This is a genomic window from Paenibacillus sp. FSL H8-0280, assembly GCF_045040665.1.
In the GTDB taxonomy this organism is placed as follows: Bacteria; Bacillota; Bacilli; order Paenibacillales; family Paenibacillaceae; genus Paenibacillus; species Paenibacillus xylanexedens_A.
Genome location: NZ_CP150296.1, coordinates 6740409 through 6766064, shown reverse-complemented (window position 1 = coordinate 6766064; position 25656 = coordinate 6740409). Strand labels below are relative to the sequence as shown.

Below are 25656 nucleotides of genomic sequence, written 5' to 3'. Positions count from 1 at the left end.
TCAACTATGTGTTAACATAATGTTTGTCTATTCATGTCATATATTGTTTACTCGAAATATCACTAACCAATCTACTGGAGAGAAGAAACCTATGAGGAATAAAGCACCCATCCTTCGTATTGCATGGGGATATGCGAGTTTGATTGGATTAGCCGTAATCCAGCAGCTCGTTGTCTATCTTAAGATTTATATGAATCAGAGTTATACTACACTGGATGTGGTGTTTAGCATTGTGTCGCTTGCAGCGCTGATCCTGGGTTTTGTGATACCTGTCGGGGTATCTGTCGTCGCCGGATTTATCTATCTGGTCTCTTATTTTGTATGGCTTGTTACCTACGCGGATGTAAGTGTACTTACGTTCTCTTGGTGGTTGCTCATTCCAGCCAATGTGGCTGTGGCTGCTTTTATCAAGGCAAGTCTTGTGCGCAATGCGCGTGTCATGGAGCGTCTGCAGGAGCTTCAGGAGCGTAATCCGGAAATTGATCTGGATACCTCCCTGGGCAATAAGGATGCACTTGCGGATACGCTTGTTAAGCAAAGTAATCTAGCTAGACGTTATTCGGAGCAATATGGATTCAGCATGGCGATGTTCAAGATCGAGTTTTTGCCGTTGGTACTGGAATCACTCGGTTCCGTACGTTATGCACAGTTCCTTCTTGAACTATCCACTACCATACAGAAGCAGATTCGGTTTGAGGATTATAAATTTTTTGTGGATCGAGGACGTTTTGTGATTATCTGTCCAATGACCAATGTGGAGTACTTGCCCATCCTGACACAACGGATCAAAAAAGCCATGATGGATCTGCAAATCATCGATAAAAAGGGAAATGAGTTGCAGACGGTTATTCGATCGGGTGCACTGGTATTCCAGAAAGAACAATTCAGTAAGTATGAGGATATCGATGCTGTTATTGCGGCACTGGAACGGAACACAGAGACAGATCTCATTGGTGAATACATCTAGATGCTATGGGGGAGGAGTATTTCTGTGAATTATTTAACATGGTTTGTTCCATTATGTATTGTAGTTAGCAGTTTCTTTGCCATTACGATTCTTATATTAACCTTTGCGACTCTTCGTTTTCGAGGGAAAATTAACAGGAAATATGATCGGAGGAAATTGAATGGCTGATTTCCTGCTGTTGATGTCCATCCTCAGTATTTGGATATCCGTCACCGAGTCGATTGTCATTATGGCTGGAGCTATTCGTTTCATTAACAAACAAGAAAAAAAGGGAATTCAAATTCCTGAAAGTATGGATGATTACCCCACTGTGACTGTCATGGTGCCTGCGCATAATGAAGGGGTAGTTATCGTGTCTACCGTTGAGCATATATTGCGTCTGAACTACCCTGAGCATAAAGTTCAAGTTATTGTTATTGCAGATAATTGTACAGATAATACAGCAGAGCGCCTGAAGGAACTCAAGGCCAAGACGAGTTATGCAGATCGTGACTTTACCATTCTGGAGCGTACCGGTACAGGTGGGAAGTCGGGAGCTTTGAATGATGGCCTTGAACTGGCGTGGGGAGAATGGATATGTATCTATGACGCAGATGCGGCGCCTGAGCGAAATGCATTGATGTTTCTGACACAAAAAGCATTGGAAAACCCGGAGAAGTATGGTGCTGTATTTGGTCGAAACAAAGCTCGTAATCGGGGTCAGAATTTTCTCTCCCGTTGCATTAATCTGGAACTTGTAACGGTCCAACGTGTTCACCACACGGGGCTATGGGAGTTATTCAAACTGGGCACGATTCCTGGTACGAACTATATTATCAAGGCAGCACTGATCTGTGAGATTGGTGGATGGGACCCTGATGCGATCACGGAAGATACGGCCGTGTCGTTTGATATTCTTACTCGGGGACAGCTTATTGCATTAGCGCCACAAGCAGAGGCTTACCAGCAGGAACCTGAGCAATTATCGGTATATATGAAACAGCGCCAGCGCTGGTCCAAGGGAAATTACCAGGTTGTTATCGACAATGTGAAGCATTTATTTGACCGTACTAGCTGGAGAATTAAACTGCATGTTCTGTACTATGCTGCAAGTTATTTCTGGTTTATGATCGCTATTATTGTATCGGATATTATTTTTGTCTCGAATCTAGTGTATCAGGTTATTGCATTATTTAATCCGAATGTCATTTCTCCCTTCCAGTTCTCAGGGGATGTTTACGTGTATCTCGTAATAGCATGGGCATTAATGTACTACATTTATGTACTACAAATTAATCTCGCACTCTCAGCAGATATTGGGCAAAGCAATACGCAGAATTTTATTGTGGCCTGCCTCTCCTATTTCACATATGCCCAGTTATTTCTGGTCATATCCGTCAAAGCATTTATCTCGCTTATTGGAGATAAGCTATTCCGGAGAGAAACCAAATGGTACAAAACGCAGCGTTTTGGCTGAGAAACATCAACTTATAAATGAAGGGCTGTTTTCTGGATTCGTTCAGAAGGCAGTCTTTTTTACTATGGAAAGATTGGTTGGCATTATGTATACTCTTTCAGGCTGTACATATTGAACGTTGCATAAAGGAAACGGAGGCGTGTGGAATGGGCTACAGGGGACCTGAGTTTTACGATAATGAGGAAAACTTTGAGAAGTATATGGAACGCCGCCAGTGGCAGGAGAATGCCAATGATACGTTAGAGAAACCCGTTATGCTAGAGCTGATCGGAGACGTTGCGGGCAAGAGCATACTGGATCTTGGCTGCGGGGATGCGAGGTTTGGCGTAGAATTGCTCCGTTCTGGTCAAGAGGGTACAACTTACACGGGAGTTGAAGGCTCCGTGAATATGATTCAGGCAGCTAACGAATCGGTTAAAGGCACGAATGCACAGATTGAACAGGCATTCATGGAAGACTGGACCTATCCGGCAGGTACATACGATCTGGTTATATCCCGACTGGCTGTTCACTACATCGAGGATGTGGAGAGCCTATTCCACAATATATATAACACATTAAATGAAAATGGCACATTCATATTTTCGGTAGAACATCCTGTGATCACGTCCACACTGCAACCTTCCGGGACGCGAACGGATTGGGTGGTTGATCAGTATTTTGTGGAAGGATTCCGTGAGCAGCAGTGGCTGGGCGGTTCTGTGAAAAAGATGCATCGTTCCATTGAATCCTACTTTATGGCATTGCAGCGGGCAGGGTTCCGTGTAGAACATTTACGTGAGTCAGCACCACAACGTGCTTATTTTGTAAACGAGAAAACCTATCTGCGCAGGCAGCGTATTCCATTGTTTCTGTTCCTGGCAGCCCGGAAATAGATCGTGGAGAAGAATATAGATAAATAGAAGGACATAACTAAGTTATACTCATAAATTAGAAAGTTCTACACAGGAAACGGTGGATAACACTAGATATAGGAGTAAAAGGCCCGAAATCTATCCACATGTGGATAAGATATTGGGCCTTTTACTGTTATGTTTCTACACCTATGCTACTTTTGCTGTGTATAACCCCGCAATTATGAATCCGCCGCAGCTCTGACATAGACACGTTCTCCATGCCGATCAACTTCCACAGGTGCCTCGAAGAAGTCGCTAAGCACTTCTGTGTTCATCAGCTCGCTAGTTAATCCACTGTTGACTATTTCACCCCGGCGAAGCAGGAGGCTGTGACTAAAGACAGGCAATATTTCCTCGGTATGATGGGTGACATAGATGAGCGAAGGGGTATCTGGACGCTGTGATAATTCACGGATGCTCTCCAGCAGTCGCTCTCTTGAGAACAGATCCAGTCCATTGCAAGGCTCGTCCAGAATAAGTACACGTGGATTGGCCATGAGCGCTCGGGCAATAAGAAGTTTCTGTTTCTCGCCTTGAGAACAGGTACGATATTCGCGATCCCACAGGTGCTGACAGCCCAGCGTTTGCATCAATTCCTGTGCCTGATCCAGATCGTCATCTGACAGCTTGTCATACAGGCCAATGGTGGCGTGTTTGCCACTGATCACGACATACTGTGTGCGATCCGTACCGTACAATTTCTCTTGCAGAGACGAACTGACCCAGCCGATGGATTTGCGGAGCTGCCTCAGATCCACATCACCATATTCATGGCCTAGCACGGATATCTTGCCTTCGGTCGGCCAGAGATATCCAGTGATCATGTTCAGGAGTGTTGTTTTGCCGGAGCCATTCAGGCCAAGCAACGCCCAGTGTTCACCGTCATTAACCTGCCAGCTTACATCGTTCAGCAGGGTAAGAGGTCCCCTTTTCCAAGTGACATGCTGTACATCAATAATCATGCGTTATTCCCTCCTTCTGTTATCCTCGATTGTCCTAGGTGTATTGTAGTCACAAAATCAGTGAGGTTTCAACGGTTATCACGCTGTTCTTGGTTGATCCCTGCGCAGAAATACAGCACACACACCAAGCAGTGGCAAAAACGAACATAACTTGATAACAAACGCAATGCTGGTCACGTCAATTAAGGACCCCAGCACAACCGAGCCAAGTCCAGCCATGCCGAACGACAGGCCAAAAAATAACCCGGATACCGTACCAATATGACGAGGAAGCAGTTCCTGCGCATAAACAATGATGACGCTGAAACCGGACATCAGGATGAGTCCAATCATTCCACACAACACCATGGACAAGACGGGCCCTGCATAAGGTAGCAACAGGGAAAACGGTGCAGTGCCTGCAATGGAGAACCAGATCATCGGTTTGCGTCCATAGCGGTCAGCGAGTGGGCCACCGAGCAAGGTTCCGACCATGCCTGCAAATTGCAGAACAAATAGACAGATCTGTGCCTGGGAGAGAGGCAAGTCATATGCATCGGCGTAATAGAAGGCGTAGTACCCGGTCATGCCTGCAATATATACGAATTTGGAGAACAGCAGCAGGATGAGAATTCCCATTGTAAAAGCGATGAATCCCCGGCTTACAGGCCGAGCTGCTGGCTCTGCGCCACTTGATTTTAGAGGGCGTTGCTGAGGAATGCGAGTCTCGGCAAGCTTATCTCTGTACCAACGACTGACCAAAGACTGAATGAAGATGCCGATTAGGGCAAAGCCCATCAGCCATAGAAAACTACGCTGCCCATGTGGCAGCAGGATGAAGGCGACCAGTAATGGAGCAATAGCCTGTCCTGTGTTGCCTCCCACCTGGAAGATTGACTGCGCCATTCCTCGTCCACGGCCGGCTGCCATATGAGCCACGCGTGAGGATTCGGGGTGCAGGATGGATGAGCCTATGCCAATCAATGCTGCCGAAACAAGCAGCATCCATAACTCGGAAGACAAGGCTAAGCCGAGAACACCGATCAGGGAGAATAACATACCTCCGGGAAGCAGGATCGGCATTGGCTTGCGGTCTGACATATAACCGACCAGTGGCTGAAGGACGGATGCGGTAATATTCAGGGTGAAGGCAATCCAGCCCATCTGGGCGAAACTGAGCTGCATGGTCTGCTGGAATAGCGGGAAAGCAGACGGAACCACTGTCTGCATCGAATCATTCAGCAGGTGGGCGAAGCTGACTCCGGCAAGTGCCCAATTGGCGGAGGAGTTGATTTGTATTTTGCTTAAAGTGGCCTGAGCCATGGGAGATCACCTCGAATTATTTTTTTCTATGATAAAAGATGGGAGCAGATCATGTCTTTGTGAAAAGTGCTTGGAAAGTGAGCACGATTTGCTATAATGTCAGCAGGTGAGCAAACGATGGAATTAAACATGACGCTAAATGGGTTAGAATTATGGAAAGCTACCGGAGGGTTTGCGAATGAGCCGCATGTACATGACGACTGGTATCAGCTAACGCTGCCGGTCAGAGGTCAATGTCATCTGGTACAGGAACGGCATGCATACCCGCTAAAAGCAGGCATAGGGATTATTGCTCATCCCCAGACTGAGCATTATTTTGAGATAGGGTCGGATTCGGCTGTCATTGTGATCAAGTTCCGTAAACCGCCATTAGGCAGTTTCGAAGGTACGGAGTTAAGTGGGGGACGAGCTGAGTTTCGACCTACCCGGACATTTGATCCAGCTGAGATCAGCAGTCTGTTTCGAGGCTGGAATTCCATTTTGTTAGATGATGTGCCCGAAATGCTGCAAGTGCAGGAAACAGAACTGGCGGTTGAGACGTATCTAAGACGTATGTTGACGGGACAGGAAAATGAAAAAAGGTCTGTAAATCTTGGTACATTTATTGACCCTCATCTCCAACGAGTGCTGGATTACATTCACAGTGCCTATACAGGCCCAATAGATATTGATTCGATGGCGATGGTCGCGCATCAGAGCCGGTATCATTTTATGCGTTCTTTCAAGGCTCTTACGGGAACAACACCGTATCAATATTTGCTGAATTTGCGCGTAGAAGAAGCGTCCAAGAGGCTCCGCCATACGACGGATTCAGTGACCACAATCAGTTATGAACTGGGATTTTCCAGCGTCAGTCAGTTTTACAGAGCCTTTCAGCGAGTGTATGTTATGACACCGATGGAATATCGGAATCATGTGTAGATTTCAATGGGCAGTCTCGCGCATGCGAGACTGTATTTAGTACGTTACAACATGACACTGATTTTTGTTGTTGCCAAACGATGGAGACTTTGCTAAGATGGGAAAAAGTTTATGTAAGCGTATACATTTAAGTTAAAATTACAACGTTGTAATTATGGTTATGGCAAGTATTGAAAAGAAAGAAATACGGTGTGAGGAGGACTGTTTCAAGTAATTATCTCGTTATTACGCAGAGTAATATGGGTTGTTACAAAATGTGAATGAGATGAATAACAAATGCGTCAGTGAAATGACAGTTTCTTTTTATTGAAAAATTCAAACGTTGTAATTATGTAGCGAAGGGGAGTGTTTCACGTTGAAAAAACGCATGTCCACGCTATTCAGCCTGATCAGACGGGATAAGTATTTGTTACTGATGTTTTCGCCTATCTTTCTGTATTACCTCATCTTCATGTACCTTCCGATGCCTGGCGTGCTGTTGGCATTTCGTAATTTCTTGCCGGGGCAGGGCATGCTCAGCGGGGAGTGGGTGGGACTGCGCTGGTTCGAACAGTTTGTGAATTCCATTTACTTCTGGCGACTGCTGCGTAACACATTTCTGCTCGCCTTCCTGCCACTCCTGTTTGGTTTCTCCATTCCGATTTTATTCGCTGTCTGCATCGTGGAGATCAAGAACCGGACATTCAAGCGATTTGCCCAGACCGTTACGTACCTTCCTCACTTCATCTCCACTGTTGTTGTAGCCGGCATGATTATTAACTTCCTGTCACCAACAGACGGTATCGTGAACACCCTCATCGCGAGTCTTGGCATGGAAAAAGTGAACTTCATGATGGATGCGAGCTGGTTTCGTACCATCTTCACAAGTTCCGACATCTGGCAGAGCTTTGGCTTCAGCTCCATCATCTACATTGCAGCCATTATGGGGATCGACCCCGAGATGTATGATTCCGGCAAAATTGATGGCGTCAACAAATTCCAGGAGCTATGGCACCTGACCCTTCCCAGTATCAAACCAACCATTGTCATTCTTCTGCTTCTGTCGCTTGGCGGCATTATGAGTGTAGGTTTCGAGAAAGTATATCTGCTCTACAACGGAGCCACCTACGAAACGGCTGATGTCTTGTCCACCTATGTATACCGGATGGGGATTGAGGGCCAGAATTACGGCTTCGCCACAGCGGTCGGCCTGTTCAACTCCATTATCACCTTTATCCTTGTTTTTGCTGCCAATTCCATGACACGCCGCCTGACCAAGATGTCACTCTGGTAAGACTATACCCCGGACCAAAGGAGACCTGTATGCAAAAATCGAGAAGTGACCGTTTGTTCTACGGATGTGTCTACCTGCTGACCATACTGGCGGTTGTTGTCACGTTGTATCCCTTTCTGTACGTCATTAGTATTTCATTCAGCTCGGTGGATGCCATCGACAAACAAAAAGTTGTATTGTGGCCCGTTGGATTTACCCTGTCAGGTTACCAAATGGTACTGCAATACAAGGAGTTGTGGGTTTCGTTCTACAACACCCTCTGGTACACGGTGGTAGGCACACTGTTGAACATCGTGGCAACATGTCTTGCCGCGTTTCCATTATCCAGACAGCAGTTTTTCTTACGTCGCAAGCTGAATTTCTTCATCGCCTTCACCATGTATTTCTCGGGTGGACTCATTCCGGTCTACATGCTGATTACCTCCCTTGGGCTGTACAACACTCGCTGGGTTATGGTGCTGCCTGTGCTGGTGATTACGTTTAACGTCATGATCTGCCGCTCAGCTTTCGAAGGCATTCCGAATGAAATTTTCGAAAGTGCCAGTATAGACGGGGCCAACGAGATGACGATGCTGTATCGTCTGGCGGTTCCGATCATCAAGCCAACACTGGCTGTGCTCACGCTGTACTATGCGGTATTCCACTGGAACAACTTTTTCACGGCCCTATTATATCTGGGAAAACAGGATATGCAGCCCTTACAGATGTTCCTGCGAAGAGTGCTGATCATGGCTTCGCCGGAAGTGATGCAGAAGATGGGTGGTACGATGACATCTGGTGCGCTGGCGGTCTCCTCCCTTCAGGTTCGTTATGTATCCATTGTGGTCAGCATTCTGCCTATTGTTACAATCTACCCGTTTATCCAACGGTACTTCGTTAAGGGGATTACCCTCGGAGCCGTGAAAGGATAGCTTTACTTACTTAAGTGTCATGTCATTCAAGGGAGTTCAAAATGGTTCATACCAAGGAGGAATGATGGATGAGATTTAAAGGGGCAGGAAGAAAAAGTGTAATCGCAGCGATACTGGCAATCAGCCTGGCGGGATGTAGCGGCGGAACAGGGGCGGGAACGGATGCGGGGAGCACCCCGTCCAGTTCGGAGCCAGCCTTCAATTATACCGGAGCAGGGCCAGTGACCGATCAGCCGGATGCCAAGCTGTCTATTCTCGGCACCAACGCCTGGACGACCAATGTGGATTTGTCCACCGCAGCCATCGTTAAGAAAATTGAGAGTAACGCTGGTGTGACGGTGGATTGGGATCTGATTCCGCCGCAGAACTATGCGGATGCCGTAAATCCGAGGCTGGCTGCCGGTACCGGCTTGCCCGATATCGTGTACCTGCCGGATCAGGATCAACTGATGAAGTACATTAACAGCGGTCTATTCATTCCGATTAATGAACTGGTAGAGAAGTACGGCGTGAATCTCAAAAAAATATATGAAAAGTCGCCTTCGGTCAAAGCCAGTTTAACAACGCCAGATGGTAAAATGTATTATATCCCGCAGCAGACGTTAACCCGCAACTACATGCCCGTATTTATGGTTAATGTGCGCTGGCTTGATAAGCTGGGATTAAGCGAGCCAACCACGCTGGATGAATTCACGGCGATGCTGCGCAAATTCAAGACAGACGACCCGAACGGCAACGGAAAAGCCGATGAGATTCCGCTGTCCATGGAAGCCAAATTTGTGTCAATGGCCTTTGGCCCGGCGTTTGGACTTGATCTGTCCAACCAGTTCTATGCAGACGATCAGGGCAAAGTACATTTTAGCTATTATGAGCCCGCCTACAAGGAGTACTTGACCTATCTGAACGGACTGTACAAGGAAGGTCTGCTTGGGGTGGATTATGCGAGTACCACGAGTGATCAGGTCACGTCGCGCATCTCTCAGGATGTGACGGGAGCAACGTTTAATTTTAGCTGGTATATGTCGATGGTCTACAGTCCGTTGTTCAAGGATTACAGTCCGGAAGAGCCAATCATCAAAGGCATTTTACCACTGAAGGGACCGCATGGGGATCAGTTCTACGTAGGACGTACACCAGTTAGTGGCATCTTTGGCATTACACGTGATAGTAAAAATCCGGAACTTGCTTTCCGTTTCCTGGACTATGCCGTAAGTGAGGAAGCACAGACGTACTATACATGGGGCATCAAGGATGACACCTATACGGAAGAGAATGGTGTGAAGACATTTACGGACAAAGGCAAGGACAATGAATACATCCAGAAGCTTGGCATTGGTCCGGTGAATCTGCCGAACATTCAATCCACTGATTCTGCCGATTCCGTCGTAGCACCTTGGCATGCAAAAATGGATAAGGAACTGGAGCCGTATGTGCGCGAACCGTTCCCGTTTGTCTATGCCCTGCCGGATGAAGCGAGTGTGGAAAGCATGGCGATGCCTGACATCACCACATATGTGGAAGAGATGAACTTCAAGTTTATTAGCGGGGACGCCAGTCTGGACCAGTTTGACAGTTATATTGAGACGTTGAAGAAGATGAATATAGAGCAGGTTATTGCGGGCAGACAGGCACAATATGATCGTTATAAATCTGCACAGAAATAGGAAATTAGGGTTTTAGGCGTATGAGAGGTGTTGATTGATTTTGATAACCATTAAAGACATTGCCAAACTGGCGGGGGTGAGCTATAGCACGGTATCGAAGGCGCTGAATGATGATCCCCGAATCAAACCGGCAACAAAGCAGAAGGTGCTTGCGGTCGCGGAGAAACATCAATATCGGAAAAATATGTTGGCCCGGCAGCTTTCCACGGGCAGAAGCAACATCATCGGTTTTGTGCTGGATGAGCTGAGCAATCCGTTATTCTCGAACATCTCCGGCCGTCTGCACACCGAGCTGAAGAAGCGGGGATATCAGATGATCCTGGTTGTGGCGGATGATGGCGTGGATGTCTTCAGCCAGCTGCGCGTGGACGGCTGTATTCTGTGGGACTACGCACTGGACAATCGCGAGATGTTCTGGAAAAAGTTCGCAACACTCAACATGCCATGTTTTGTGCTGGGTACAGATGAAGCGCCGAACTCTCCTTACATCAAGATTGACCGCAAAGAAGGGCTGTTCAAAGCAGTGGAGCATCTGAAATCGCTGGGCCACAGCCGAATCGGATTCATCGGCAACTCCCAGAATATTAAACTGGAGGGATACCGGGAAGCGTTGCAGCGTACGGGTCTGGATTTTAACGAAGACCATGTGCTGCCAGCGTACTCCTCCTGGGAAGACGGGTATTTTGCCATACGTAATCATGCGTTTGGGGCGGATTCGCCGACAGCGTTTATTGGACTGAACAACCTGGTCACCCGAGGTGCGCTCCGGGCTTTGCTTGAGGCAGGGTACAGCGTTCCGCGCGATATCTCGTTAATCGGGTATGATGATCTGCCGGATATGCAATATGCGGAAGTGGCCTTGACTACAATTGGCCCTTCTCTGGATGAACTGGCCGTGCAGGCAGCAGAGCTGATTGTATCGTTAATCCGTGATGAACAGGTCGACGTGCCGGTAGTCATTCAGCCCAAGCTGAACCTTCGCAATTCAACAGCAGTTAGTCATACATGTATTAGGTGAGTACAACATTCAAGGAGGAATTGCTTATGCAGGTACAGACACAGTTATCCTGGTCTGAGCGAATTGCAGCAACAATCATCCAGCAATGTGACGGGGACGGTTATCATGCGTTCCCTTCGGGACGATGGGCATACGTGGAAGGCATGACCTTGATGGCGATGGCACGAACCGGGCAGTATTATGGCAAACAAGAGTATGTTGATTTTATGAAAAAACATATGGACCTGTATATCCAGCCCGACGGCTCTATTGGCACCTATACTTTGGAAGAATATAATCTGGATCAGATTAATCAGGGGAAAAACCTGTTTACATTACTGGATGGTGCTGAAGATCAGCGTTACGCAGAAGCGGCGCATCTCTTGGCAGCACAACTTGCAGGGCAACCCCGCACGTCGGAGGGCGGTTTCTGGCACAAAAAAATCTATCCATTCCAGATGTGGCTGGACGGCCTGTATATGTCCGCTCCCTTTTTGTCCGAGTATGCAAAGACATTTCATCGTCCCGAGTTATGGGATGAAGTTGCACATCAGATTCTGCTGATCGAACGCCAGACCCGTGATCCTCGGACCGGGCTGCTCTATCATGGTTGGGATGAATCGAAGGAACAGGTCTGGGCAGATTCATCGACAGGATGCTCGCCACACTTCTGGAGCCGGGCGATGGGCTGGTATGCTATGGCAATTGTGGACAGTGTGGAGCATTTCCCCGTGAATCATCCAAAGCGCGGAACCATCATCGGCATCTTCGAACGGATGTGTCATGCTTTGGTACGCGTGCAGGAGCAGGAGAGCGGGTTATGGTTCCAGGTGCTGGATCAGGGCTTCCGCAAAGGCAACTATCTGGAAGCATCCGGGTCAAGCATGTTTGTATATGCACTTGCGAAGGGTGTGCGGCTAAGGTATCTGGAGCCGCATTTCAGAGCTGCGGCGGAGAAAGGATGGCAGGGACTGTCCTCCAGATTGGTGGAGGAGACGGCTGACGGCGTTCGGTTAAACGGGATCTGTCATGGCGCAGGACTAAGCCTGGATCGGGATGGCTCGTACAGCTACTATGTAAGCGAAGCGGTTGTAAGCGATTCCTTTATGGGGGTGGCTCCGCTTCTGCTGGCAGCGCTGGAAATGGAGCGATTGTCATGACGCAGCAGAGACTGCCAAATACAGCATTGGAATCATCGGCTCCCTGTCTGACTGTTGCTTCAGACGGGACGGGGGATTATGTGACGATCCAGGCTGCAGTTGATGCGCTGCCGGAGAATGGCATCGGAACCGTTCCAATTCGAGTGAAGGCTGGTGTCTATCATGAGAAGCTGCATATGGAGAAGCCGGGCATCCACCTGATTGGTGAGGGGGCGGAGCAGACGATCATTACGTATGATGATCATGCACTCAAGAAGTTCCCGGACGGGTCGCCATATCATACGTTTCATTCCTATACAGCTTTCATCGGTGCCGATGATTTCACGGCAGAGGGGATTTCCTTCGTAAATGCAGCCGGGCCGGGCAAGCAGGTTGGTCAGGCGCTGGCCGTTTACGTAGATGGAGACCGGGCGGCCTTTCGTCGCTGTCGTTTGATCGGTCACCAGGATACAATCTTCACCGGCCCGCTGCCGGAGCAGCCCATGGATCGCAGTTACTTTGGCGGGCCTCGCGATGGTGCTGAGCGGCGCAAACTGCGGCAATATTTCGAGGACTGTTACATCGAAGGTGATATCGATTTTATTTTTGGTTCGGCTACGGTGGTGTTTAAGGGCTGCGAGATCTTTACGAAGAATCGCCTGACTGAAGCGGAGGCTGCGGATGGACAAGTGAATGGTTGGATTACCGCAGCCTCTACGCCGGAGGATGTGCGTTACGGCTATGTGTTTCTGGACTGTGATCTGACCAGCAATGCTCCGCCGCAGTCGGTGTATCTGGGCAGACCGTGGCGCCATCATGCCAAAGTCTGTTTTCTGAACTGCTGGATCGGCGCTCATGTGAAGCGGGAGGGATGGCACAACTGGAACAAGACAGATGCAGAGCAGACCGTTCAGTATGCGGAATACAACAGCGCCGGGCCTGGTGCCGGAGGTGCTGCTGATCGTGTGCCTTGGGCCAAAATACTGACCGAACAGGAAGCGGCCGAGTACACTGTACCTCTGATTCTGTCCGGTGTGGATGAATGGCAGCCTTTAGAAGGGAGAGGGGAGCAGCGGCAGTAAGATACGCCCTCTTTTCTGCGAAATATCTAACACAGGTTTTCTTTCAAGTCTCCTAAGGAGTTGAAAGAAAACCTTTTTTGTGCGCTATATTACATTTTTCGCCCCCAATAGAACTATTTTATCCCTTATCTCTTTTGCATTTTACTGATTAAATACAGGGTGAGGATCTGTAAATTCCCTGTAAAATTTGGATGGTGCCCGCAAAAAAAAGAACACGAGAGGGAAGGTCCATTTTGGTAAGGGAAGGGAGTGAAGTGACACGCAACATCAGATGGCTGAATGAGGTTGGCTCTAATCGATCACAGATCAGATGCAGGTGGACTATTAAAGCTTTGTTTGCAAGGTGAACGTATCCTTAGTACAGGAGGGATTTTGCTTGAATCAAGCTGTTCGATTCCGCCCGGTCATTACATTTGCTTTGACATTTCTTCTCCTTATTTCGTGGTTTGCACCGAGAGCCGATGCCGCCGCCCAGTGGCAGGCAGGCACTGCATACAAGAAAGGAGACCTCGTAACATATCAAAATAAAGATTATGAGTGTATTCAGGCCCACACAGCGTTGACCGGATGGGAGCCCTCTGTTGTGCCCGCGTTGTGGAAATACGTCGGGGAAGGTTCAGGAGGGGAAACGCCAATGCCAGATACGGCACCACCTTCTGTTCCTGCGAGTCTGACTTCATCCTCCATCACGAACACCTCCGTGATTCTTTCCTGGAATGCATCCACGGATAATGTGGGCGTAGCGGGGTATGAGGTGTACCGGAACGGCGTTCTTGTGACAAGTACTTCAACTACAACAGCTGTAGTCACGGGACTGACAGCCAGCACGACTTATGCTTTTACGGTAAAAGCCAAAGATGCCGCAGGCAATATATCCGCTGCGAGCACCTCCCTCAGTGTGACAACTTCCAATGGATCTTCCAATCCGGGGCCAACCGGCAGCAAATGGCTGATCGGCTACTGGCACAACTTCGATAATGGTTCAACGAATATCAGACTTCGTAACGTATCAACAGCTTATGACGTCATTAATGTCTCCTTTGCCGAACCGATCTCACACGGCAGCGGAACGCTTGCTTTTACTCCATACAATGCAACAGTAGCCGAATTCAAATCCGATATTGCCTATCTGCAAAGCCAGGGGAAAAAAGTACTTCTTTCCATGGGGGGAGCCAACGGTACCATTGAGCTCACCGATGCGACCAAGAGACAGCAGTTCGAAGATTCGTTAAAATCAATCATTTCCACGTATGGTTTCAATGGTCTAGATATCGATCTGGAAGGAAGCTCCCTGTCTCTCAATGCAGGGGATACCGATTTCCGTAGTCCAACTACACCGAAAATTGTTAACCTCATCCAAGGCGTGAAAGCGGTTAAGTCACACTTCGGCGCCAATTTCATCCTGACGGCTGCGCCGGAGACGGCTTATGTACAGGGTGGATATCTGAGCTACGGCGGTCCTTGGGGAGCATACTTGCCAGTCATCCATGCCTTGCGTAATGACCTGACCCTGCTTCATGTGCAGCACTATAACACGGGCTCCATGGTGGGGCTGGATGGACGCTCTTACGCCCAAGGGACAGCTGATTTCCATGTGGCCATGGCGGAGATGCTGCTTCAAGGCTTTCATGTAGGCGGCAGCACAGGCCCTTTCTTTAGTCCCTTGCGACCGGATCAGATTGCAATCGGTGTGCCGGCTTCCCAACAGGCTGCCGGAGGTGGTTATACAACGTCAGCCGATCTGCAAAAGGCACTGAATTACCTAATCAAAGGTGTGTCATACGGCGGTTCCTATACCTTGCTCCAGCCTGCGGGCTATGCGGGGTTAAAAGGGATTATGACCTGGTCAATCAACTGGGATGCATATACGAATAACCAGTTTTCGAGCGCACATCGTCCGTTCCTGAACGGGCTGAGTACGCAAACGACAAAGGAGGTTGTGTATTAGATGATACATTTAAATAAACACACTGCTGTCAAGAAAACGGCAAAGTTTCTCCTGGGTCTATCCCTGCTCTTATCCGTCATTATTCCTTCTTATGTGCTCCAACCCGCTACGGCAGCAGCTGCAGATTCTTATAAAATTGTTGGTTACTACCCGTCCTGGGCTGCGTATGGGAGAAACTATAATGTAACGGATATCGACCCAACCAAAGTCACGCATATCAACTATGCGTTTGCAGATATTTGCTGGAACGGTATTCATGGAAATCCGGACCCTTCTGGCCCTAATCCGGTGACCTGGACGTGTCAGAATGAGAAGAGCCAGACAATCAATGTACCAAATGGAACGATCGTGCTTGGCGATCCATGGATTGATACAGGCAAGACATTTGCAGGGGATACGTGGGATCAGCCCATTGCAGGCAATATCAATCAGCTTAACAAACTGAAACAGATCAATCCTAATCTGAAGACAATCATCTCCGTGGGAGGGTGGACATGGTCCAACCGCTTCTCTGATGTAGCTGCGACTGCTGCAACGCGAGAGGTATTTGCAAACTCCGCCGTTGACTTCCTGCGAAAATACAATTTTGACGGGGTAGATCTGGACTGGGAGTATCCTGTATCAGGCGGACTTGATGGTAACAGCAAACGTCCTGAGGATAAGCAAAATTACACGCTGCTTCTGAGCAAAATCCGTGAGAAGCTGGATGCTGCCGGAGCTGTGGACGGCAAGAAGTATCTGCTTACGATTGCAAGCGGTGCATCGACGACCTATGCTGCGAATACTGAGCTTGCCAATATAGCTGCCATCGTCGACTGGATTAACATTATGACATATGATTTTAACGGGGCCTGGCAAAAAGTCAGCGCGCATAACGCGCCGTTGAACTATGACCCTGCGGCTTCAGCTGCTGGGGTGCCGGATGCCAATACATTTAATGTGGCTGCTGGAGCACAAGGGCATTTGAATGCAGGCGTACCAGCCGCTAAACTTGTGCTTGGTGTTCCGTTCTATGGCCGCGGCTGGGATGGATGCGCACAGGCGAGTAATGGTCAGTATCAGACCTGCACGGGGGGTTCTTCCGTTGGAACATGGGAAGCAGGCTCCTTTGATTTTTATGATCTTGAGACCAATTACATTAACAAAAACGGGTACACGCGTTACTGGAATGACATTGCCAAGGTGCCGTATCTCTATAATGCGACCAACAAGCGTTTTATTAGCTATGACGATGCGGAGTCTATTGGATATAAAACCGCTTATATCAAAAGCAAAGGACTCGGCGGAGCGATGTTCTGGGAGCTTAGCGGTGACCGGAACAAAACACTTCAAAATAAACTGAAAGCCGATCTGCCTACCGGAGGTACAGTGCCTCCAGCAGATACGACGGCGCCAAGCGTACCGGGAAATGCCCGCTCGACAGGTGTGACGGCAAACTCGGTGACGCTCGCGTGGAATGCTTCAACGGATAATGTAGGGGTTACCGGTTATAACGTCTATCATGGCAGTAATCTTGCAACATCCGTCACAGGAACAACAGCAACGATCAGTGGACTTACCGCAGGTACTTCTTATACTTTCACGATCAAAGCAAAAGATGCCGCAGGCAATCTGTCTGCTGCCAGTAATGTTGTAACCGTGAGCACTACGACTCAGCCGGGAGGTGATACGCAAGCGCCAACTGCACCAACCAATCTGGCTTCAACGGCGCAAACAACATCCAGCATAACGCTGAGCTGGGCGGCATCCACGGATAACGTGGGTGTAACGGGTTATGATGTGTACAACGGCACGGCACTGGCGACATCCGTGACCGGAACGACAGCAACGATCAGCGGGCTTGCAGCGGATACCTCGTATACATTTACGGTAAAAGCAAAGGATGCGGCGGGGAATGTTTCTGCTGCGAGCAATGCGGTGACCGTGAAAACAACAGCAGGAACGACAAATCCGGGCGTTTCCGCTTGGCAGGCGAATACAGCCTATACTGTAGGACAACTGGTCACCTATAGCGGTAAGACGTATAAATGTTTGCAATCCCACACTTCCTTGTCAGGGTGGGAACCATCCAATGTCCCTGCATTGTGGCAGGTCCAATAGTTAAAAAATGGATTACCACATTTTGAATTGAAACGTGCAGTTTTAGCGAGGCTTGGCTATAGGGAAGAGAATATAACGAAAAAACACCGGATACTGGTATTATCCCCTTTAAGTAGACACTTGAAAAAACCTTCATGTTATCATGAGGGTTCAAGTGACACTTGGAGGGGATATTTTTATGGCCAAAAAAGGACAAACATTTCAGACGTATACTGAAGAATTTAAATTGAATGCTGTTAGATCCTATGTCGAAGGTTCTTCAAGTTACAAGGTGGTCGCTGATCGCGAAGGAAATCGAAACTGTTCACAACTGAAGGTGTGGGTAAAAAAATGGAAAAACGGGGAAGCATTTGATGAGCGAAAAAATAATGTTCCGAATCCACTGAAAGGACGGCCTCGTACTGCCTTTAGCAGTGTAGAAGAGGAACGGGACTACCTTCAAGCACAGGTAGATTATTTAAAAAAGCGGTATCCAAATCTAGTAAAGGAGAAGCACTAAGCCAACGGGAGAACTACGATATCATAGACGAATTGCGTTGCTCGCATGGCATTACACGCCTATTATCGATTACAGGAATACCCCGTTCCAGTTACTACAAATGGCGAGCAACACAGCCACAGCGAGACGCAAGACAAGACCGTGAGCGTGAGATCAAAGAGCACATGATGGCTATTCATTTTGCAAATCGAGAGTTTGGTTATCCTCGCATGACAACGGCGCTCTGGGAGTCTGGTCTGAACGTTAATCACAAGAAAGTATGGCGAATCATGCGGGAACTATCGATCCAATCGGTAATTCGCAAGAAGCGGAAGAAGTCCAGCTATACGCCATCTGTGATTTATCCGAATCGCCTAAATCGCAAATTTCATGCCACAGCACCTCAGCAAAAAATGGTGACGGATATAACTTATATTTCGGATGGAAACACATTCGTTTACCTGTCTGTGATTCAAGACTTGTTCAACAACGAAATTGTCGCTTGGCAATTATCTAAACGGAACGATGTTCAGCTCGTATTGGATACGGTGGAACAATGGACACAAAAAAGAGACGTTTCGGAAGCCGTGCTCCATTCGGATCAGGGCTTCCAATACACGTCTCAGGTGTACAACTCACGATTAGAAGCATTCGGCGTCAAAGGCAGCCACTCTCGCAAAGCAACCTGCCTAGATAACGCATGCATCGAATCTTTCTTTTCGCATCTCAAAACAGAGAAGCTGTACCTTATCCAGTGTAATTCAGAAGCCGAGATTCGACAAGCCGTGGAAGATTACGTGTACAATTACAACTACCGACGCTTTCAAGCCAAACTCAAACAGCGCGCACCGATTGAATATCGATGCGCGCTGGCAGCATAGCTTTTTTCATCTGTCTACTTGACAGGGGTATGACCAATACTGGTCCGGTGTTTTTTCGTTATATTATGTCAAACAAAGCAGCCTCCAAAAAGGCTATCTATTAGAAATCGAAGTTGTCCGGGTCAGGACCAACGCGTACATCTTCGTTTAGAGCACTGATCTGATCCATCTCTTCATTTGAAAGTTCAAAGTCGAAGATGGAGGAGTTCTCGATAATCCGGTTTTCCTTGGTGGACTTCGGAATGGTAATGACCCCATTTTGCAGATCCCAACGCAGGATGACTTGTGCAACCGATTTGCCTTTGGCTGAAGCAATAGCCGTGAGCACTGGGTTGTCCAACAGCTGACCTTGCATTAGAGGCGACCAAGCTTCAAGCTGGATACCATGCTTCTCACAGAAAGCCTTAAGCTCAACCTGAGTCAGGCGAGGGTGGTATTCCACCTGATTGACCATCGGTTTCACTTTGGCATCCTGCATCAGGTCTTCGAGATGATGAATCTGGAAGTTGCTTACGCCAATAGCTTTAATGCGGCCAGCCGCGTACAGTTCCTCGATTGCTTTCCAGGCTGCTTTGTATTTGCCTGCCTTAGGCCAGTGAATCAGATACAGGTCAAGGTATTCCAGTCCCAGTTTGTTCAATGTGGTATCAAAAGCGGCAAGTGTCTCTTCATATCCAAGGTCTGCATTCCATACTTTAGATGTAACAAACAGTTCTTCGCGTTTCAGGTTGTTTTCTTGCAAAGCTTCTGCAATCGCTTGACCAACACCAGCTTCATTGCCGTATATTGCAGCAGTATCAATGCTGCGGTATCCATGTTTAATCGCATTTTTCACGGCTTCAATCAGTTCAGATCCTTCTTCTACCTTAAATACACCAAGTCCGAACCAAGGCATAGAAACACCGTTATGCAGAGTTACTGTGGATTGTAAATGTTGTGCGGTTTGAGTTGTTGTCATGAGATTTCCTCCTTAAAGTGTGTAAAAATCAATCGTTTCAAGCTGAATTATCGTTGTTTTATCATACAAAATTAAATCATAGTAGATCAAATTGGGTTCAACGTATTATAGTATAATAAAATACAATGTGAAACCGGTTCCCCTCTAAGGCTGGAACTGATATATATAAGAGTGAGACCCATGATCGGAATGGAAATTAGAACGAAGCTTTCTCCATTTCGACTGATGCATGTTGATCCTTGCTTTCCAGCATTTTAGCCCATGCAGTCAGGATTACAGCTACGAGAACCATCAAGGCCCCGACCCATGTCGTGTGAATCAAACCAATGGAGTCATTGATCACTCCACCCAAATAGGCACCTATAGCGATCCCTGCATTAAATGCGGCGATGTTAAAGGCTGAGGCTACATCCTTGGCCTGTGGTGCATATCGTTCAGCCAAGGTTACAACGTACATCTGAAGTCCAGGCACATTCATGAAGGCGAGCAGGCCCATACCCATAATGGTGAGCAGTGCTGCCAACTTGAATGGGACCGTAAAGTACATCACGCCGAGAATGATGGTCTGAATGATGAACATGTAGAAGAGCGCCTTGAGCGGGTTGCGATTGGCTGCTCTGCCGCCGATGATGTTGCCAACAGCGATGGCTATTCCGTACAACAACAGAATGAACGCTACTGTTTTCTCGGAATAACCGCTAATATCATGCAACAATGGGGACAGATACGTAAAGACAACAAATGTTCCTCCGTACCCAACGGCAGTGATGGCAAAAGCTAGCAGCAAGCGTCCACCTGTAACCAGCTTCAGCTGAGCTCGAAATGCCGTCCGTGTTCCTCGCTTCAACGTGGATGGCACGAGTATCAGGTTTCCGATCATCGCAACGATGCCAACCCCAACAATCAGGATAAAGGCAGCGCGCCAGCCCCAATGTTGGCCGATGAGTGTACCGAGAGGTACACCGGTTACTGTGGCAATGGTAAGACCGGAGAACATGATGGCAATAGCACTCGCCCTACGGTTTGCAGGCACCAGATCGGCTGCAATCGTGGAGCCAATGGACATGAACACCCCGTGTGCCAGAGCGGACACTACTCGTGCAATGAGTAACATGGTGATGCCCGTCGATAGTGCAGCCATCGTGTTACCCGCAATAAAGACAATCATGATGGCAAGCAATAGCGTTTTGCGTGATATGGTAGACGTCAGTGAGGTCAGAACAGGAGCCCCAAAGGTAACGCCTAATGCATATAAAGTAACGGTCAGTCCCGCTGTAGTTACGGAAATGCCCAGGTCATCTGCAATGAGGGGCAGTAGCCCAACGCTGATAAACTCTGTGGTACCGATCGCGAATGCACTAATGGCCAGTGCTAGCAGTGCCCACGTGCTGCGCTTTGAATCTTGTAACATTTCTTGCTCAACTCCCCAGAATGTAGATTTACGTACCGGCAAATGCTATTATGAGTTATTCGGTATAGATTGAATAGTACGTACTTTTTAGTACCCTACGTACTTTTTGGTGCCTATACAGCATGCGACGGAGGTAATTCAATTCATCAGGGAGGAAGCAAGTTATGGTCAGAAAAAAATATAACATCTCGGTTGAAGCTACCCTAGAGGTGATCGGTGGCAAGTGGAAATGCGTCATTCTCTGTCATCTGACACATGGGAAAAGACGAACCAGTGATCTCAAGCGTATTATGCCCGCAATTACACAGAAAATGTTAACACAGCAACTGAGAGAGCTTGAAAACGACGGGATCGTGAATCGAATCGTATATAATCAGGTCCCTCCCAAAGTAGAATACGAATTGAGTGATTACGGGAGAAGTCTTGAACCAATTCTCAATGCGCTCTGCAATTGGGGAGATCAACATATTGTGAAGGAATACGGAGACAAATCAGCAGTTCTGGAAGATAATGGACTCAATGATTTTAACTCTGACAATAGGGAGCTGGTGCAACCGTGAACTATGAGATTTTATATGATGGTGCTTTTGCGATGCTCAAGGTACATTTGCAGCGGGGAGAGCGGTTCAAGGCCGAGAGTGGTGCGATGGTATCTATGACTCCTACGGTTGAACTGAAGGGTTCAGCAGAAGGTGGGATGTTTGCCGGGTTCGGTCGGATGCTGAGCGGGGAGAAGTTTTTCTTTCAGGAACTGACGGCTGCGGGCGGGTCGGCAGAGATTCTGCTCTCACCTTCCAGTATGGGCGATGTAGAAGCTGTTGAATTGGACGGTTCCTATTCACTCTATGTGCAGAAAGACGGATTTCTGGCAGGAACCGAGGGCATTCAGGTGAATACCAAAATGCAAAACCTGAAGAAAGGTCTCTTTTCGGGAGAAGGTTTCTTCATTATTGAGATCAGTGGACGTGGAACCGTATTTCTGTCTTCCTATGGTGCCATCCATGCGATTAATCTGGCAGCAGGTGAAGAAATGATCGTGGATAACGCCCATTTGGTGGCATGGCCTCATTATGTAGATTACCGTATTGAGAAAGCTTCACAGGGCTGGTTATCCAGTGTTACAAGTGGAGAAGGACTGGTATGTCGGTTCCGGGGAGAAGGAACCATTCTTATACAGAGCCGCAATCCGCAAGGATTCGGACAATGGGTGAAGCAGTTTATCCCTGCGCGCTAATTATTTTTTTGAGAAAGAACACACAGAGTTGCAACGGATATGTTTCCATCATCGTTATATGAATAATGGATTTACTTCATTGACTGACGGGTATATATTCTGTTGCATAAGGTCGCACATCATGGAGGTATGAGATGACAAGCTCACGGTATAAAAACGCACAAGAAAGTCCGGGATATCTGTTATGGCAGGTTACAGCCATGTGGCAAAAGGAAGTACGCAGGGTGCTGGAGCCCCTCGAACTGACACAACCTCAATTTGTATTATTGCACGCCTGTTTATGGCTCAATGAACACGATGAGGAAGGCAAGGGAGTTACTCAGGTTCAAATTGCTCAGTTTGCCAAGGTGGATGTTAACGTGACTTCTCAGGTTCTACGTGCGCTTGAAAAAAGGGGATTAATTACCCGCGCTCGTCATCAGACAGATACGCGTGCCAATATTATCACAACAACGGAAGAAGGAACCCGATTGGCTGTGGAGGGAATCCATCTTGTCGAGGAATCGGACAAGGCATTCTTCGAAACTTTGGATGATCGCAAGGAAGAATATATGGAGATCATGCAAGAGTTTCTTCGTCAAAAAACGGAGAGTTGATCCGTAATATATCTTTTTTTAATTTATTAAACTACAGAATGTAGTGGAACTGGAAAATTTTCTGATTATTAATAATTATAACACCTCTGTAAAATACAAATAGACCTCCTGACTTCATCTTGTCGGGAGGTCTATTTCGGTTGCTCAATCGATTCGATAGGATGCAAATGGCTCGCGGCGACGGAAAGAGTCACTGATTTGATCCAGATCGGCCAACAGCTCATCAGGCAGTGACATGTCCAGACTAGCCAGATTATGTTCCAGCTGTTCGGTGCGTGTAGCCCCGACAATCACTGTGGATACAGCTGGACGTGTCAGTAGCCATGCGAGCGACAGCACACTCGGGGAGCAACCATATGAGGCAGCTTTAGCACTCACTTGTTCACTTAGTTGGATATTATGCTCCAGCAGGAAACGGTTGAAGGACGGATCGGTGTCTGCTCTGGAACCGGAGGGTACACCGGTCTGTCCGTTATATTTACCTGTCAGAATACCACCTGCCAGCGGGAAATACGGGATAATGCCTACACCCTGATCCAGACACATCGGTACCAGTTCCAGCTCAGGTGTACGGTCTGCCAAGGAGTAGCTGGTTTGGGTGGAGATGTAGCGCACATAACCTTTCTGTTCACTGATGCCTAAAGCTTTCATCAGCTCCCAAGCTGCGTAGTTGGAGGCTCCGATGTAACGGACTTTGCCGGAAGTGACCATATCGTCCAGTGTGCGCAGTGTCTCATCCAGCGGTGTATGCGGATCAAAAGTATGGATCTGGTACAGATCGACATAATCCGTTTGTAGACGCCGCAGGCTATGTTCCAGCTCTTGTTGCAAATGGTAGCGGGAGGAACCCCGCCCATGAGGACCATCATGCCGGGGTAATCCGGCTTTGGTAGCAAGCACCGCGTTTTCCCGTCGACCTGTGAGAGCCTGTCCAATGATGCGTTCCGATTCCGTGCCTGCGTAGATATTGGCGGTATCGATAAAGTTGATGCCCTGATCCATCGCTGCATGAATAATGCGGGTAGAAGCTGCTTCATCCGCGCGTTTGCCAAATGCATTGGTGCCAAGCCCCAGTGCCGACACACGCAAACCACTATTGCCCAAACGTCGATACTCCATCATTCATCGCTCCCTTTATGTACATCTTATAGAGGTAGTTCAAAAAGTCCACTTTTGATTACGAATGATGCCTGGTGGCATCATCAGCATCGAATATGAAATTCAGCCGAAATGTCCGTTGCTCACGTAGTTTTCCCTACGCTCCGCTACTCTATTTCTAGCTTCATTCCATCTTCTTGGTACTGAAAACCAAACTTTTTGAACACGTATTTGTATAGCAGATTATAACGTAATCTATTGAAAACGTGTTATTAATATAGTTAAATGATTCTAAGAACCCGTTATTAAAGGAGATATGATGGAAAACAGTGCCGCACATTTAACAAGACGGAAGCCGAAGAAACCGAAGAAGAAATGGAAGAAGCCATTAATCATCACCCTAAGTGTGCTGCTTGTGTTGGGAGGGCTCGGATTTATTTATCAAAAGCAACTCGTCGTGTTTGCCTTTAATTTGTTCGCATCAGCTACAGTGAAGGATGCCTTGGATGACTCCTTTAAACCAGCTGGCGATAAGGATGCCCCTGTCGTGGAACATACGGACCCATTCTCGCTGTTGCTGCTAGGGATTGACCAACGGGATAACGAACCAAGCCGTTCGGATACCATCATCTATTCCGTCGTGCGTCCAGAAGACAATAAAGTGCTGCTGCTGTCCATTCCGCGTGATTCCTATACCGAGATTGTCGGCCGGGATGTGAAGTCAAAGATTAACTCAGCATATGCCCACGGTGAAGCCAAGATGGCGATGGATACGGTGGAGAATTTGATGGGGAACAAAGTGGATTTCTATGCCGCGATTAATTTTAACGGGCTCAAGGATATTGTTGATGCGGTGGGTGGCGTTGAACTGCCGATCAAGAAAAATATTGAGAACAAGCTCAAAATTCATGAGAAGCTGTTTGTTGAAGCGAACAAACCGATCTATAGCGGCGAAGAAGCGCTTGGTTATGTGCGTTACCGGGAAGATTCCGATTTCAATCGGACGATGCGTCACCGGATTTTCTTAAGTGCCTTCATGAATCGTGCGCTGGAGGTCAAAAATCTGACCAAGATCCCAGACGTAATCCAGATTGCCGGATCGAATTTTACAACCAATATGACCTCGGACTTTATCGTGAAATTTGCCGAGTCCTTATATATGAAAGACGGTGCACCCACGATCAGCAATTACATGCTGAAGGGGGAAGGCGCAACGCGCAGTGGCACATGGTACTACGATCTGTCGGAGGACGATCTGCAATATGTGCGTGGCATGATCGCCAGTTGGCTAGACCCGGATGCAACCGAGATTATTGAACCGGAGTCAGCGGACCAATCGGAGACGAGTGATGCGGCATAAGCCTCGATTCTTGTGCAAATGC

Annotated in this window: 23 protein-coding genes; 18 read left to right on the top strand and 5 right to left on the bottom strand. The window is 47.8% G+C overall.

The window, feature by feature from the left end; genetic code table 11:
• Positions 1-91: 91 nt before the first annotated feature.
• The 3 genes from MHI12_RS29445 (at position 92) to MHI12_RS29435 (ending at position 3298) form a co-directional block, all read left to right on the top strand.
• On the top strand, positions 92-967 hold the full coding sequence (locus tag MHI12_RS29445) for a diguanylate cyclase domain-containing protein (RefSeq protein WP_338589329.1): 876 nt from the start codon (positions 92-94) through the stop codon (positions 965-967).
• A 160-nt stretch (positions 968-1127) separates the two neighbouring features.
• Positions 1128-2423 (top strand): glycosyltransferase family 2 protein, encoded by a 1296-nt coding sequence (locus MHI12_RS29440; RefSeq protein ID WP_405171063.1) that lies wholly within the window; start codon positions 1128-1130, stop codon positions 2421-2423.
• 146 nt (positions 2424-2569) lie between these two features.
• Positions 2570-3298, top strand: coding sequence for a class I SAM-dependent DNA methyltransferase (locus MHI12_RS29435; RefSeq protein ID WP_405171062.1), 729 nt, complete (start codon positions 2570-2572; stop codon positions 3296-3298).
• 200 nt (positions 3299-3498) lie between these two features.
• Here MHI12_RS29435 and MHI12_RS29430 read toward each other — a convergent pair whose 3' ends face one another.
• Positions 3499-4281, bottom strand: coding sequence for an ABC transporter ATP-binding protein (locus MHI12_RS29430; protein ID WP_405171061.1), 783 nt, complete (start codon positions 4279-4281; stop codon positions 3499-3501).
• A gap of 78 nt (positions 4282-4359) precedes the next feature.
• Positions 4360-5583, bottom strand: a complete 1224-nt coding sequence (locus MHI12_RS29425) for an MFS transporter (RefSeq protein ID WP_405171060.1) — start codon at positions 5581-5583, stop codon at positions 4360-4362.
• Between the two features lie 117 nt (positions 5584-5700).
• Here MHI12_RS29425 and MHI12_RS29420 point away from each other — a divergent pair, with 117 nt between their 5' ends.
• The 11 genes from MHI12_RS29420 (at position 5701) to MHI12_RS29370 (ending at position 18977) form a co-directional block, all read left to right on the top strand.
• Positions 5701-6504, top strand: coding sequence for a helix-turn-helix domain-containing protein (locus MHI12_RS29420; protein WP_405171059.1), 804 nt, complete (start codon positions 5701-5703; stop codon positions 6502-6504).
• Between the two features lie 367 nt (positions 6505-6871).
• Positions 6872-7777, top strand: coding sequence for a sugar ABC transporter permease (locus tag MHI12_RS29415; RefSeq protein ID WP_047841090.1), 906 nt, complete (start codon positions 6872-6874; stop codon positions 7775-7777).
• 29 nt (positions 7778-7806) lie between these two features.
• The gene (locus MHI12_RS29410) at positions 7807-8688 is read left to right on the top strand and encodes a carbohydrate ABC transporter permease (protein WP_036612222.1); all 882 of its coding nucleotides are present in this window, start codon (positions 7807-7809) and stop codon (positions 8686-8688) included.
• A 68-nt stretch (positions 8689-8756) separates the two neighbouring features.
• Positions 8757-10352 (top strand): extracellular solute-binding protein, encoded by a 1596-nt coding sequence (locus MHI12_RS29405; protein WP_405171058.1) that lies wholly within the window; start codon positions 8757-8759, stop codon positions 10350-10352.
• 40 nt (positions 10353-10392) lie between these two features.
• Positions 10393-11370, top strand: coding sequence for a LacI family DNA-binding transcriptional regulator (locus MHI12_RS29400; protein ID WP_405171057.1), 978 nt, complete (start codon positions 10393-10395; stop codon positions 11368-11370).
• Positions 11371-11396: 26 nt separating this feature from the next.
• Positions 11397-12509, top strand: a complete 1113-nt coding sequence (locus tag MHI12_RS29395; RefSeq protein ID WP_405171056.1) for a glycoside hydrolase family 105 protein — start codon at positions 11397-11399, stop codon at positions 12507-12509.
• A complete protein-coding gene (locus tag MHI12_RS29390) occupies positions 12506-13570 on the top strand; it encodes a pectinesterase family protein (protein ID WP_405171055.1) in 1065 nt (354 codons plus the stop codon). Before MHI12_RS29395 ends, MHI12_RS29390 begins: the two co-directional genes overlap by 4 nt.
• A gap of 376 nt (positions 13571-13946) precedes the next feature.
• Positions 13947-15518 carry a chitinase gene (locus tag MHI12_RS29385; RefSeq protein ID WP_405171054.1) on the top strand — a complete coding sequence of 524 codons (1572 nt, stop codon included), beginning with the start codon at positions 13947-13949 and terminating at the stop codon, positions 15516-15518.
• The gene (locus tag MHI12_RS29380; protein ID WP_405171053.1) at positions 15519-17618 is read left to right on the top strand and encodes a glycosyl hydrolase family 18 protein; all 2100 of its coding nucleotides are present in this window, start codon (positions 15519-15521) and stop codon (positions 17616-17618) included.
• 178 nt (positions 17619-17796) lie between these two features.
• The gene (locus MHI12_RS29375) at positions 17797-18117 is read left to right on the top strand and encodes a transposase (RefSeq protein WP_405171052.1); all 321 of its coding nucleotides are present in this window, start codon (positions 17797-17799) and stop codon (positions 18115-18117) included.
• A 20-nt stretch (positions 18118-18137) separates the two neighbouring features.
• Entirely contained in the window at positions 18138-18977 is an 840-nt protein-coding gene (locus MHI12_RS29370) for an IS3 family transposase (protein ID WP_405173070.1), read from the top strand.
• 100 nt (positions 18978-19077) lie between these two features.
• Here MHI12_RS29370 and MHI12_RS29365 read toward each other — a convergent pair whose 3' ends face one another.
• Complete coding sequence (locus MHI12_RS29365) at positions 19078-19935, bottom strand: aldo/keto reductase (protein WP_405171051.1); 858 nt, start codon at positions 19933-19935, stop codon at positions 19078-19080.
• A gap of 196 nt (positions 19936-20131) precedes the next feature.
• Positions 20132-21346: an MFS transporter gene (locus tag MHI12_RS29360; protein ID WP_405171050.1), complete on the bottom strand. Its 1215-nt coding sequence runs from the start codon at positions 21344-21346 to the stop codon at positions 20132-20134.
• Between the two features lie 164 nt (positions 21347-21510).
• On the opposite strand from MHI12_RS29360, the gene MHI12_RS29355 reads away from it, so the two are divergent.
• The 3 genes from MHI12_RS29355 to MHI12_RS29345 all read left to right on the top strand — a co-directional run bounded on the left by MHI12_RS29355 (position 21511) and on the right by MHI12_RS29345 (position 23176).
• A complete protein-coding gene (locus MHI12_RS29355) occupies positions 21511-21906 on the top strand; it encodes a helix-turn-helix domain-containing protein (protein ID WP_017691613.1) in 396 nt (131 codons plus the stop codon).
• Positions 21903-22580: a TIGR00266 family protein gene (locus MHI12_RS29350; RefSeq protein ID WP_017691614.1), complete on the top strand. Its 678-nt coding sequence runs from the start codon at positions 21903-21905 to the stop codon at positions 22578-22580. The genes MHI12_RS29355 and MHI12_RS29350 overlap by 4 nt, the downstream gene beginning before the upstream one ends.
• A gap of 134 nt (positions 22581-22714) precedes the next feature.
• Positions 22715-23176, top strand: coding sequence for a MarR family winged helix-turn-helix transcriptional regulator (locus tag MHI12_RS29345; RefSeq protein ID WP_091035655.1), 462 nt, complete (start codon positions 22715-22717; stop codon positions 23174-23176).
• A gap of 144 nt (positions 23177-23320) precedes the next feature.
• On the opposite strand, the gene MHI12_RS29340 is transcribed toward MHI12_RS29345, so the two are convergent.
• Complete coding sequence (locus tag MHI12_RS29340) at positions 23321-24295, bottom strand: aldo/keto reductase (RefSeq protein WP_405173069.1); 975 nt, start codon at positions 24293-24295, stop codon at positions 23321-23323.
• 295 nt (positions 24296-24590) lie between these two features.
• Between MHI12_RS29340 and MHI12_RS29335 the strand changes: the two genes are divergently transcribed.
• Positions 24591-25634, top strand: coding sequence for an LCP family protein (locus MHI12_RS29335; protein WP_405171049.1), 1044 nt, complete (start codon positions 24591-24593; stop codon positions 25632-25634).
• The last annotated feature ends 22 nt before the right edge of the window (positions 25635-25656 follow it).

What these genes read in the sequence shown, in the direction of transcription:
- MHI12_RS29360 (WP_405171050.1), bottom strand. Translation starts at nt 21,346, where the DNA reads ATGTTACAAGATTCAAAGCGCAGCACGTGGGCACTGCTAGCACTGGCC.
- MHI12_RS29445 (WP_338589329.1), top strand. Translation starts at nt 92, where the DNA reads ATGAGGAATAAAGCACCCATCCTTCGTATTGCATGGGGATATGCGAGT.
- MHI12_RS29345 (WP_091035655.1), top strand. Translation starts at nt 22,715, where the DNA reads ATGACAAGCTCACGGTATAAAAACGCACAAGAAAGTCCGGGATATCTG.
- MHI12_RS29425 (WP_405171060.1), bottom strand. Translation starts at nt 5,583, where the DNA reads ATGGCTCAGGCCACTTTAAGCAAAATACAAATCAACTCCTCCGCCAAT.
- MHI12_RS29395 (WP_405171056.1), top strand. Translation starts at nt 11,397, where the DNA reads ATGCAGGTACAGACACAGTTATCCTGGTCTGAGCGAATTGCAGCAACA.
- MHI12_RS29405 (WP_405171058.1), top strand. Translation starts at nt 8,757, where the DNA reads ATGAGATTTAAAGGGGCAGGAAGAAAAAGTGTAATCGCAGCGATACTG.
- MHI12_RS29435 (WP_405171062.1), top strand. Translation starts at nt 2,570, where the DNA reads ATGGGCTACAGGGGACCTGAGTTTTACGATAATGAGGAAAACTTTGAG.
- MHI12_RS29430 (WP_405171061.1), bottom strand. Translation starts at nt 4,281, where the DNA reads ATGATTATTGATGTACAGCATGTCACTTGGAAAAGGGGACCTCTTACC.
- MHI12_RS29355 (WP_017691613.1), top strand. Translation starts at nt 21,511, where the DNA reads ATGGTCAGAAAAAAATATAACATCTCGGTTGAAGCTACCCTAGAGGTG.
- MHI12_RS29415 (WP_047841090.1), top strand. Translation starts at nt 6,872, where the DNA reads ATGTCCACGCTATTCAGCCTGATCAGACGGGATAAGTATTTGTTACTG.
- MHI12_RS29410 (WP_036612222.1), top strand. Translation starts at nt 7,807, where the DNA reads ATGCAAAAATCGAGAAGTGACCGTTTGTTCTACGGATGTGTCTACCTG.
- MHI12_RS29380 (WP_405171053.1), top strand. Translation starts at nt 15,519, where the DNA reads ATGATACATTTAAATAAACACACTGCTGTCAAGAAAACGGCAAAGTTT.
- MHI12_RS29390 (WP_405171055.1), top strand. Translation starts at nt 12,506, where the DNA reads ATGACGCAGCAGAGACTGCCAAATACAGCATTGGAATCATCGGCTCCC.
- MHI12_RS29365 (WP_405171051.1), bottom strand. Translation starts at nt 19,935, where the DNA reads ATGACAACAACTCAAACCGCACAACATTTACAATCCACAGTAACTCTG.
- MHI12_RS29335 (WP_405171049.1), top strand. Translation starts at nt 24,591, where the DNA reads ATGATGGAAAACAGTGCCGCACATTTAACAAGACGGAAGCCGAAGAAA.
- MHI12_RS29340 (WP_405173069.1), bottom strand. Translation starts at nt 24,295, where the DNA reads ATGGAGTATCGACGTTTGGGCAATAGTGGTTTGCGTGTGTCGGCACTG.
- MHI12_RS29375 (WP_405171052.1), top strand. Translation starts at nt 17,797, where the DNA reads ATGGCCAAAAAAGGACAAACATTTCAGACGTATACTGAAGAATTTAAA.
- MHI12_RS29420 (WP_405171059.1), top strand. Translation starts at nt 5,701, where the DNA reads ATGGAATTAAACATGACGCTAAATGGGTTAGAATTATGGAAAGCTACC.
- MHI12_RS29440 (WP_405171063.1), top strand. Translation starts at nt 1,128, where the DNA reads ATGGCTGATTTCCTGCTGTTGATGTCCATCCTCAGTATTTGGATATCC.